This is a genomic window from Propionivibrio sp., from assembly GCF_017995515.1.
GTDB lineage: Bacteria > Pseudomonadota > Gammaproteobacteria > Burkholderiales > Rhodocyclaceae > Propionivibrio.
Map to the genome: position 1 here is coordinate 26,008 of NZ_JAGOIT010000027.1, position 11,071 is coordinate 37,078.

Consider the following 11,071-nt stretch of genomic DNA (forward strand, 5'->3'; position numbering starts at 1 on the left):
CCGTTTTTGCCCAGCGTCTGGCGGCGCATGAAGAAGTCCAGCAAACCGAATCGACGGTCTCGAAGCCGTTGATCATTCGCGGCACCGAAGGCATGGCGATCCAGCTGGCGTCGTGCTGCGGGCCGATCCCCGGTGATCCCATCGTTGGTCTGCTGCGCAAGGGGCAAGGGCTGCGCATCCACACCCATTCGTGCCGAACGGTCCGCAATTTGCGCAGCACGGAACCGCAGGACTGGATTCACGTCGAGTGGGAGCCCGGTCCCGGGCAGCTTTTCGAAACGCGCATCCGGGTGACGGCGAAGAATGTGCGCGGTGTGCTCGGTCGCATCGCCACCAGTATTTCGCAATCGGGTGCCAATATCGCGCACGTCAATATGGACGGCGCCAAGTCGGGCTTCTTTACGGAAATGCACTTTCTCGTTCAGGTTTCCGGGCGGCCGCATCTGGCAAACCTGATGCGCGGCTTGCGCCGAATTCCCGACGTCATCCGCATCGCGCGCGAACAGGAGTAGCGTCGCCGGCGCGGGTGTCGCCAGGCCGGATTCGGGCCGGACGTTTTGCTTCGTACCTAGTCAAGGGGAGAAGTGCATGAGTGCGGTGAACTACGAGCTTGATGGTGGCGTCGCCATTCTGACGCTCAACCGTCCGGAGTCGCTGAACGCGGTCAATCCGGACATGGTCGCCGGCCTGCTCGCGGCGAGTGCGCTTGCGGCCGATGATCCCGTAGCGCGTGCGGTCGTCGTGCGCGGTGCCGGCAAGAGCTTCATGGCCGGGGGTGACCTGCGCTGGTTTCGCGAGCAGTTGGCGCTGCCGGTCGCGCAGAGGCAATCGGGTTTCGCCGAGTTGATTGCCGGCGTACATGCTGCGATCGTCAATTTCAAGCGCATGGACAAACCGCTGATTGCTGCGGTCCACGGCGCCGTCGCCGGATTCGGTTTGTCCCTGATGCTGGCCGCCGATCTCGCGCTGGCGGCCGATGACGCTTACTTCACGCTTGCCTACAGCAACATCGCTCTTTCTCCCGATGGCGGCGCCACGTGGTCATTGCCACGCCACATCGGCATGAAGCGAGCGATGGAGGTTGCCCTGCTCGGTGACCGTTTCGACGCACGGCGTGCGCTTGAGCTCGGTCTGATCAATCGCGTCGTGCCCAAGGGGGGGCTCGAACAGGAATCCATGGCCTTGGCGGCCCGGCTCGCGACGGGTCCGGCCGAAGCCTTGGCGAGAACCAAAGCGCTGCTGAACCAGTCCTTCGACAAGAGCCTCGAAGAGCAGCTGTTGTGCGAGCAGCAGCATTTCATCGAGTGTGCGAGCGAAGCCGATTTCGCCGAAGGATTGGCTGCTTTCTTTGCCAAGCGCAAACCGGCTTACGGCGACGGCTGACCGATCCGGCATGCTGATCGATACGCACTGCCATCTCGATGCGGCGGAATTCGCCGCCGATCGCGACGCGCTGCTCCACGCTGCGCGCGCCGCCGGGGTGGGCGCCATTGTCGTGCCGTCGGTCGGTCCCGGAAACTGGCAGGCGGTGCACGACTGCTGCAGGCGCTTGCCCGGCCTCTATCCGGCCTACGGCATTCATCCGCTTTACCTTGACGGACTTGACACGTCCGCCGTGAATGCCCTGAGAGACTGGATTGCGGCCGAGTTGAAGGCGACGAATCCGCCCGTCGCCGTCGGTGAAATCGGCCTCGACTTTTTCCTGCCCGGGTACGACGCCCGCCGCCAGGAGTCAATCTTCATCGACCAGCTCAAGATCGCCCGTGATCTCGACCTGCCCGTCCTGCTTCACGTCCGGCGGTCGGTCGATGGTGTGCTGAAGTGCTTGCGCCGCATCAGAGTACGCGGCGGTATTGCGCACGCATTCAACGGCAGCCGCCAACAGGCTGATGAATTCATCCGGCTGGGCTTCAAACTCGGCTTCGGCGGCGCCATGACCTACTCGCGAGCATCGCGTATCCGCGAGCTGGCGACGATCCTTCCTCTCGAATCTATCGTTCTCGAAACGGATGCGCCCGACATTCCGCCCGGCTGGCTCGCCGGTGGTCGCAATACGCCGGCCGAGCTGGCGCGAATAGCCGGTGTGCTGTCCGGATTGCGTGGCGTGTCCGGCGAAGAAATCGCAGCGGCGACTTCGCGCAATGCGTGCGCTGTCTTGAGGTTGCAGCGCATCGCGTAACGCCCGTCAAGCATTTGATGACCCGATTGGGCCAAAACCCTTGCAAATAGCGGCTCGGTGCGACAGCAAAACTGGCCAAAAGTTGCCGGAGGCTCAAAAAGACGCGATAATCCGCGGCTGTTTAGCATCAAAGCACCGCCGGGGGAATCTTCGGCGGGGTTTACTTGCGCTGGCCGTAGCTGATTCGCGTTAAGCGAGAAAGGATTGAGCGTGGAAATTTTCAAGGCAGATGTAGTAATCGTAGGGGGGGGCGGAGCTGGCTTGCGTGCAGCGATCGCTGTGGCAGAGTCCGATCCGTCGTTGAAGATCGCGCTCGTTTCGAAGGTCTACCCGATGCGTAGCCACACCGTGGCGGCGGAAGGCGGCGCGGCTGGCGTCAAACGTGACGACGACAGCTTCGACTACCACTTCCACGACACCGTCGGTGGCGGTGACTGGCTGTGCGAACAGGACGTCGTCGAGTACTTCGTCAAGCAGGCACCGATCGAACTGACTCAACTCGAACACTGGGGCTGCCCGTGGAGCCGTACGCCGGAAGGCAAGGTCAATGTCCGCCCGTTCGGCGGCATGAAGATCCAGCGCACCTGGTTTGCGGCCGACAAGTCGGGCTTCCACATCCTGCACACGCTCTTCCAGACCTCGATCAAATATCCCTCGATCAAGCGCTTTGACGAATACTTCTGCGTCGATCTGCTCGAAGAAGATGGCCGCTGCCAAGGCGTCGTTGCGATCGAGATGGGCACCGGCGAATTCGTGATGATCGAAGGCAAGTCGGTCATCCTGGCGACCGGCGGCGCCGGCCGCGTCTTCCGCGAAAGCACGCTGGGCGGCATCGTTACCGGCGACGGCATGGCGCTCGCCTTCCGTCACGGCGTCGCGCTGCGCGACATGGAATTCGTGCAATACCACCCGACCTGCATGCCGATCACCGGCCTGCTCTTCACCGAGGCGTGCCGCGGCGAAGGTGGTTACCTGGTTAACAAGGACGGCTATCGCTATCTGCAGGACTATGGCCTCGGACCGCTGCAGGACAAGCCGAAGAATAAGTACATGGAACTCGGCCCGCGCGACCGCCTGAGCCAGGCGTTCTGGTACGAGCAGCAGAAGGGCCGCACGATCGAACATCCGGTCATGGGTTCCGTTGTTCACCTCGACCTGCGCCACCTCGGCGAAGCCTACCTGCGCGAACGTCTGCCGCTCATCTATGAAATGGCGGAAACCTTCATGGGCCTCGACCCCGCCAAGGATCCGATTCCGGTGCGTCCGGGCGTGCATTACACGATGGGCGGCGTCAAGGTCGACGGCAACTGCGAAACGTCGCTGCCGGGCCTTTTCGCCATCGGCGAATGCGCCAGCGTCGGTATCCACGGCGCCAACCGTCTGGGTTCGAACTCGCTGACCGAACTGCTGGTCTTCGGCAAGGTCGCCGGCGACCAGGCGGTGAAGAAGGCCAAGTCTCTGCCGCCGGGCAATTCGGCGAGCCTGCTCAAGCAGGCGCAGGCGGCGGAAGCACGCGTCATGGCATTGAAGACCAAGACCGGCGGCACCGAACGCATCGCCGATATCCGCAAGGAAATGGTCAAGACGATGGAAGACGGCTGCGGCATCTACCGCGTCGAGGAAACGATGCAGGCGACCTGCAACAAGCTGGGCGAACTGCGCGAGCGCTTCAAGAACATCAGCATCGACGACAAGTCGAGCGTCTGGAATACCGACTGGCTGATGGCGGTCGAGCTCGACTACCAGCTCGACGTCGCCCAGTCGATGGCGCACTCGGCGGTCAACCGCAAGGAATCGCGCGGCGCCCACCAGCGTCTCGACGGTCCGAATGAAGCTTACGTTCAGCGCGACGACGTCAACTTCCTCAAGCATTCGGAAGCCTACTACGCCCCGGGCAGCGCCCCGCGTATCGCCTACGGTGACGTGAAGATCACCAAGTCCCAGCCCGCCGCTCGCGTCTATGGCGCTGCCGGCGAAAAAGCAGACCAGGAAAGGAAAGAATCCCATGTCTGAGACGCAAAAAGTAATTGAGATCGAAATCCTGCGCTATCTGCCGGAGTCCGATCAAGCTCCGCACAGCGAAGTGTACAAGGTGCCCTTCACCGACGACATGTCGGTGCTGCAAGGCGCGCAGTACATCAAGGACAACTTCGACGGCTCGCTGACCTTCCGCTGGTCCTGCCGGATGGCCATCTGCGGCAGCTGCGGCATGATGATCAACGGCATCCCGAAGCTTTCCTGCGAAACCTTCCTGCGCGATTACTACCCGAATCGCATCACGATCGAAGCGCTCGCCAACTTCCCGATCGAGAAGGACCTGGTCGTCGACCTGTCCGGCTTCATCGAGAAGCTCGAAAGCATCCAGCCGTACATCATCCCGAAGGAGCCGCGTACGCTGGCGCAGGGCGAATACATCCAGTCGCCGGCACAGTTTGCCGAGTACATTCAATTTACTTCCTGTATCAACTGCACGCTTTGCTACGCGGCTTGTCCGCAAGTCGGTTTGAATCCCGACTTCATCGGGCCGGGCGCGATGGCGTTGCTGCACCGCTACAACATGGACTCGCGTGATGGTGGCCAGGCCCAGCGGATGGAGCTCGTTGCCTCGGAAGAAGGCGTCTATAACTGCAGCGCCGTCGGTTATTGCTCCGAAGTCTGTCCGAAGCACGTCGATCCGGGCAATGCGGTCAATATCAGCAAAATCAACGCAGCGAAGGACTACTTCCTGCGCTTCCTGTCGCCGAAAGGGGGTTCCAAGTGAGCAAGCGTCGTCCTTATGTCCGTCCCATGGACGGCTGGTGGAAAAAGAACCCGTTCTACGTCGAGTACATGGTTCACGAAGGCACCGCGCTGTTCGTTGCCGCTTATGCGATCACCTTGCTGGTCGGCTTGATCCGCCTGGGGCAAGGCGAAGCAGCCTGGAACGGCTGGCTGGCCGCGATGCAGAATCCGCTCGCGATCGTCTGTCATCTCGCGATGCTGGTCGCCGTTGCCTATCACGCATTCACGTGGTTCAAGCTGTTCCCGCTGACCATGCCGCCGATCGTCGTCAATGGCAAGAGGGTTGAGCCGGGTGTCGTGGTCGGCACTGGTTGGACAGCCGCGGTCGTAGCTGCCGTGGTTCTGCTTGGTCTGGTTTGGGGGATTGCAGCATGAAGACACGTAAGCGTTCCAACGCGCCGATTTTCTGGGGGTTGTTCGGCGCTGGCGGCATGGTCGCCGCACTCGTTGGCCCGATGCTGGTGTTCATCACGGGGATCGCGGTTCCGCTCGGCATCCTGTTGCCGGCAGATACGATGAGCTTCCCGAAAATGACGGTGTTTGCCCAGAACTTCATCGGCAAGGGCTTCATCTTCGTCGTCATCTCGCTCTTCCTCTGGCATGCAGCGCACCGGATCTTCCACTCGCTGCACGAGATCGGCATTCACGGCGGCTTCTTCGCCAAGTTGCTGACCTACGGCGTGGCGTTTGCGGCGACGGTGATTTCGGCGGTCGTTCTCCTCGGCTTGGGGTTCTAAGGCTGTAGATCGCCAGGAGCCGGCGTCTCTCGCCGGCTCGAATCAACAGACGGTTCGGAAGATGTTGCCAGGGCGGGTTTATGCCCTTGGTTATCGTCTCCGGGCCGTTTTCTAATGCTCGCTCCGGATCTCGCCAGACGCCGCGGGAAATGGCTGTTTTCAGGTACTCTTCGCGCATGCCAACTGATCTCTGAGACGAGGGATGCGTGAAGCTTCGCGAGAGCAACATCGAGAAACTCGAGCAAGGCACGTTTGATGCGCTGATCGTCGGCGGCGGAATCAACGGTGCTGTCGCTGCCGCGGCGCTTTCTGGCAAAGGCGCCAAGGTGGCGCTGATCGAGCAGCGCGACTTCGCCGGCTTCACCAGCCAGCAATCGAGCAATCTCGTCTGGGGCGGCATCAAGTATCTGGAAAGCCGCGACTTCCGACTGGTGCGCGAACTGTGCCTGAGCCGGAATCACCTGATCGAAAACTATCCGTCGCGCGTCGAGGAGATTCGCTTCTACTCGTCGATCGAAAAGGGTTTCCGCTTTCCGCCGCGCTTCATCTGGCTGGGTACGTGGTTGTACTGGTTGTTCGGCGGTTCTTTCACCGCGGCTCCGCGCTGGTTGCCGAAGAAGGTCGTCGAACGCGAAGAACCGCGAATCAGCACGCGCAACTATTCCGGGGCGTTCGAGTATTCGGACGCGTACTTGCACGACAACGATGCGCGCTTCGTCTTCCAGTTCATTCGCTCGGCGATGGATCGTGGCTGCATCGCCGGCAATTACGTCGAGTCGGCGGGCGCGACGCGCGTGGGCGACGAATGGGTTACGGATGCCCGCGACGTGATTTCCGGGCGAGCGCTGAAAATCCGTTCCCGTGTGCTGATCAACGCGGCGGGGCCGTTCGTCGATGATCACAACCGGACGACGGGAGAAATCACCGAGCACCGGCATGTGTTCTCGAAGGGCGTCCATCTGATCGTTCCGCAGATTACGCCGCACCGACGGATTCTGACCTTCTTTGCGGACGACGGCCGTCTGTTCTTCGCCATACCGATGGGGGTCAGGACTTGTGTCGGGACGACGGATACGCGTGCCGAGTCACCGCACGTCGGCGTGACCGACGAAGACCGACAGTTCGTCCTCGATAACATCAACAAGCGACTGAGTCTGCTACGCCCGTTGCGGCGTGAGGACATCATTGCCGAGCGCTGCGGTGTCCGGCCCTTGGTCGTGAAGAGCGAAAAGAACAGCGGAGAAACGCGCGACTGGCTGCAAATGTCGCGCCGCCATGAGATCGATGTGAATCCCGAGACCGCGCATCTGAGCATCTTCGGCGGCAAGCTGACCGATTGCGTCAACGTCGGCAACGAAGTATCGAACATCGTCTCCCGTCTTGGTGTCCACTTGCAGTATCCGTTATACAAGTGGTATGGCGAGCCGCATCCGTCGGTGCGCGAGGAGTACATGCACCAGGCGCGGCTGATGAACCTCGACGGCTATACCTCGCCGGAATCGATCGAGACTTTGAGCAGCCGCCTGTGGCGACGCTACGATCAGCAGGCCTTCGAACTCCTCGCGGACATACGCGAAGATCCGCGCCAGGCCGAGGTGCTGATCAAGGGAACCGACTACATCCGCTGCGAGATCAGGCTGGCCAAGCGCCAGGAGATGATTACCAAGCTCGATGACCTTCTGCGTCGCCGGTCGAAGATCGCGCTCGTCGTGCGGCGCGAGGATATCCGCAAGGCGCCCGGCTTGATGGAGGCTTGCGAGATACTCTTCGGCGACCAGGCGCGGGCGAAATTCGACGAGTACTTCGCCGAAAACCCGTAGCGAGAATGCTCAGGCGTTCTGCGCGGGTTCGGCTTCCGGGTTCAGCATGCGCTCGACGTAGCGGGCGATCAGGTCGATCTCCAGATTGACGCGGTCGCCGGCCCGGATGCCGCCCAGCGTCGTCGACGCGAGCGTGTGCGGAATGAGGTTGATCGCGAAGCGACAACCGTCGACGGCGTTGGTCGTCAGGCTGACGCCACTGACCGTGATCGACCCCTTGCGCGCGATGTACTTTGCGAGTTCCTCCGGTGCGCTGATCTCGAGCAGGCGATTGTCGCCGACAGGGTCGAAACGGACGACCGTTCCGACGCCGTCCACGTGCCCGGAAACGAGGTGCCCGCCGAGGCGGTCGGCGAGGCGCAGCGCTTTTTCGAGATTGATCGGCCCGAGCGCGTCGAGTCCGATCGTGCATGACAGCGTCTCCGGCGAGACATCGACGCAGAAGGTATTGCCGGTACGTTCGACGACGGTCAGGCAGACGCCGTTGCAGGCGATCGAGTCGCCGAGTTCGACGTCGTCGAGGCCGAGCGCGCCGGCTTCGACGGTCAGGCGCACGGTCGGCGTGCCGTCGTTGCGCGGGGTCAGTGCGGTGATGCGGCCAACGGAGGCGATGATTCCAGAGAACATGGCAGAGAACGGGTGAAGTTTGAGGAGGAGCCAGTCTAGCACGCCGGTAAAACCGGCCCCTGCCTGCCCTGCGGTCTACTTCTTGCCGTTGGCCGTCAGCCGATTGGCGCCGCTGAGCAGTGCCTTGATCGATGCGGTGACGATGTTGGCGTCCATGCCGACACCGTAGCACTCGCGTTCGCTGCCGGCCTGCGTGACTTCCATGAAGGCGCACGCGCGGGCGTTGCCGCCGTCGCCGCTGCTGCTCATCGAACGCTCTTCGTAGCTGCGCACCTGCAGGGAAATGCCGATCTTGCGAAGTGCGTGCGTCGCCGCGTCGATCGGGCCGTTGCCTTCGCCGGTCAATACCTCGGTCTGGCCGTTGCGTTCGACCGTCAGGCGGATGCCCTGCGCCTTGCCGTCTTCGAACAAGTGGTGTTCGACGTAGCGCAAGGGCTCGACGTTGTCGAGGTAAGTGCCCGAGAAGAGCTTCCAGATGCTCTCCGCTTCGACTTCGCCGCCGTGCTGGTCAGTATGGCGCTGGACGACGGCCGAAAACTCGACCTGCAAGCGGCGCGGCATGACCACACCGTATTCGGTCTCGAGCAGGTAGGCGATGCCGCCCTTGCCCGACTGGCTGTTGATGCGGATCACCGAGTCGTAACTGCGGCCGAGGTCGGCCGGGTCGATCGGCAAATAGGGAAGGTTCCACGGCGCCTCGGCGTTTTGTGCCGAGAAACCTTTCTTGATGGCGTCCTGGTGGGAGCCAGAGAATGCCGTGAAAACCAGATCGCCCACATAGGGGTGGCGTGGGTGAATGGGGAGCTGCGTGCAATGTTCAAAATCGCGCGCAACGGCGTTGATATCCGAGAAATCGAGGTTCGGCGAGACGCCTTGTGTGTAGAGATTCAAGGCGAGCGTGACGAGGTCAACGTTGCCGGTGCGCTCGCCGTTGCCGAACAGGCAGCCTTCGACGCGGTCGGCGCCGGCCATCAAGCCGAGTTCGGCGGCGGCCACCGCGGTGCCGCGGTCGTTGTGCGGGTGGAGGCTGATCAGGATGCTGTCGCGCCGTGCGAGGTGGCGGTGCATCCACTCGATCTGGTCGGCATAGACGTTCGGCGTCGCCATTTCGACCGTGGTCGGCAAGTTGAGGATGATCTTGTTGTCCGGCGTGGCGCCCCACGCTTCGGTGACCGCGTTGCAGACTTCGAGCGCGAAGTCGAGTTCGGTCGCCGTGAAGGTTTCCGGGCTGTATTCGAGCACCCATTCGGTGCCGGGGTTTTCGGCGCACAACTCTTTGACGAGCTTGACCGCAGAGACGGCCATATTGACGACCTCCGGCTTGCTCATGCCGAAAACGATGTCGCGGAAGGGTTTCGACGTCGCGTTGTAGATATGCACGATGGCGCGGCGGGCGCCCTTCAGGGCCTCGAAGGTGCGCCGGATCAGCGCTTCGCGCGCTGGGGCGAGGACCTCGATGGTGACGTCGTCGGGAATGTGCTTTTCCTCGATCAACTTGCGCACGAAGTCGAAGTCGGTCTGCGACGCCGAGGGGAATGCCACCTCGATTTCCTTGAAACCGGCCTTGACCAGCGTCTTGAACATGCGCATCTTGCGCTCGCCGTTCATCGGTTCGAACAAGGCCTGGTTGCCGTCGCGTAAGTCGGTGCTCATCCACGCCGGGGCTTGCGTGATGATTTTGCTAGGCCACTGTCGGTCGACGAGCTTGACCGGCGGGAAGGCAGTGTATTTCGTCGAGGGCTGTTTCAACATCATTCCGGATTCCTCTTTCAGGGCAACCAAGTCGATTTCGATGAAATGATCATACCGAAGACGGCGCGGCAGGTGCTTGCGTTTTATCGGTTGATCTGGACCATATTCGGCACATTCTTGCGCCATATGTGTACGTTATGAAATAATCGACTACCTTGTACGAAACTGGGGCAATATCATGGGAATCGACAACTTCGACCGGCAGATTCTGCGGCTCCTTCAGCAAGACGGGCGCATCAGCAACCAGGATCTGGCCGACCGCATCGGTCTGTCACCGTCGCCGTGCCTGCGCCGGGTGCGTGCGTTGGAGGAAGCGGGCGTGATCAAGGGCTATCGCGCGCTGCTCGATGCCAAGGCGCTTGGTTACACGCTAATGGCGCTGATCTACATCTCGATGGACAAGCACACGCCCGATCGCTTCGAGTACTTCGAGAAGGAAATCAGCCAGTTCTCCGAAGTGCTCGAATGCCTGCTGATTACCGGGCAGGACGCCGATTACCAGATCAAGGTCATCGTGCGCGACATGGATGCCTTCCAGGAATTGCTGCTCAACCGTATCACCGGCATCCGCGGCGTGACCGGGGTGCATTCGAGTTTCGTCCTGCGCCGCGTCGTCGATACGACGTCGATACCGGTCTAAGCAAGTTAGGCCCTCACTTTACTGGAGGTGTCCATGAGCCGGCGGACGGTCTCGTGGCTGAACGAGTCGGCATAACCCAATTGCACCACCCGGTCGGCAAGAAGCCGCAGGGCCCAGTGGTCGTGCCCCGCCGGTGCCGGCGTGCAGGCCGTGGCAATCACTTGCGCACACTGCTAAACCGTAGCTCCACTGCATGGGTCTATCTGGTTGTTCATCTTTTGGCCGCTGTACGCGTTGCCACTCCTGGTCTATGGACTTGTATTGTTGTGGCGCTCCATCCGTCATGAATCTGCCATGACTGTCGATAGTGACGCATCGCCTACTGGCGGTGCTCCCTTGAATTCAAACGTTCCTGAGCGTCCGCTTCTCAGGAGAAGAGCCCTCTCGCGTCCGATATCGCACGATCCAGTCGAAAAGGTGTTCCAGGTTCGCGCCTAAAGCGTGACCAGCACAAGTATCTGCGCGAAGAGGATGCGCAGGAACATGGTCAGCGGATAGACCGCGGCGTAGGCCGTCGATTGGGCGTGGACCGGCG

At 61.6% G+C, this 11,071-nt stretch carries 11 protein-coding genes; 9 read left to right on the top strand and 2 right to left on the bottom strand.

The window, feature by feature from the left end; all coding sequences use genetic code 11:
* The 8 genes from KBA32_RS06415 to KBA32_RS06450 form a co-directional block, all read left to right on the top strand.
* Positions 1-512: ACT domain-containing protein (locus KBA32_RS06415; protein ID WP_367113754.1), on the top strand; the 512-nt coding region annotated here is incomplete at its 5' end.
* Between the two features lie 76 nt (positions 513-588).
* Positions 589-1,383, top strand: a complete 795-nt coding sequence (locus KBA32_RS06420) for an enoyl-CoA hydratase-related protein (RefSeq protein ID WP_294356641.1) — start codon at positions 589-591, stop codon at positions 1,381-1,383.
* A 10-nt stretch (positions 1,384-1,393) separates the two neighbouring features.
* The gene (locus KBA32_RS06425; RefSeq protein WP_294356643.1) at positions 1,394-2,179 is read left to right on the top strand and encodes a TatD family hydrolase; all 786 of its coding nucleotides are present in this window, start codon (positions 1,394-1,396) and stop codon (positions 2,177-2,179) included.
* A gap of 210 nt (positions 2,180-2,389) precedes the next feature.
* Positions 2,390-4,192 (top strand): fumarate reductase (quinol) flavoprotein subunit, encoded by a 1,803-nt coding sequence (frdA, locus tag KBA32_RS06430; protein ID WP_294356645.1) that lies wholly within the window; start codon positions 2,390-2,392, stop codon positions 4,190-4,192.
* A complete protein-coding gene (locus KBA32_RS06435) occupies positions 4,185-4,940 on the top strand; it encodes a succinate dehydrogenase/fumarate reductase iron-sulfur subunit (protein ID WP_294356647.1) in 756 nt (251 codons plus the stop codon). Before frdA ends, KBA32_RS06435 begins: the two co-directional genes overlap by 8 nt.
* Positions 4,937-5,335, top strand: coding sequence for a fumarate reductase subunit C (locus KBA32_RS06440; RefSeq protein ID WP_294356650.1), 399 nt, complete (start codon positions 4,937-4,939; stop codon positions 5,333-5,335). The genes KBA32_RS06435 and KBA32_RS06440 overlap by 4 nt, the downstream gene beginning before the upstream one ends.
* Positions 5,332-5,697 (top strand): fumarate reductase subunit FrdD, encoded by a 366-nt coding sequence (gene frdD, locus KBA32_RS06445; protein ID WP_294356652.1) that lies wholly within the window; start codon positions 5,332-5,334, stop codon positions 5,695-5,697. The genes KBA32_RS06440 and frdD overlap by 4 nt, the downstream gene beginning before the upstream one ends.
* A 206-nt stretch (positions 5,698-5,903) precedes the next feature.
* Positions 5,904-7,517, top strand: coding sequence for a glycerol-3-phosphate dehydrogenase/oxidase (locus KBA32_RS06450; protein WP_294356654.1), 1,614 nt, complete (start codon positions 5,904-5,906; stop codon positions 7,515-7,517).
* A 9-nt stretch (positions 7,518-7,526) separates the two neighbouring features.
* Here KBA32_RS06450 and KBA32_RS06455 read toward each other — a convergent pair whose 3' ends face one another.
* Positions 7,527-8,144, bottom strand: coding sequence for a riboflavin synthase (locus KBA32_RS06455; RefSeq protein WP_294356656.1), 618 nt, complete (start codon positions 8,142-8,144; stop codon positions 7,527-7,529).
* Positions 8,145-8,219: 75 nt separating this feature from the next.
* A complete protein-coding gene (gene leuA / locus KBA32_RS06460; protein WP_294356659.1) occupies positions 8,220-9,899 on the bottom strand; it encodes a 2-isopropylmalate synthase in 1,680 nt (559 codons plus the stop codon).
* A 175-nt stretch (positions 9,900-10,074) separates the two neighbouring features.
* Between leuA and KBA32_RS06465 the strand changes: the two genes are divergently transcribed.
* Positions 10,075-10,536: an Lrp/AsnC family transcriptional regulator gene (locus KBA32_RS06465; RefSeq protein WP_294356660.1), complete on the top strand. Its 462-nt coding sequence runs from the start codon at positions 10,075-10,077 to the stop codon at positions 10,534-10,536.
* Positions 10,537-11,071: the final 535 nt, after the last annotated feature.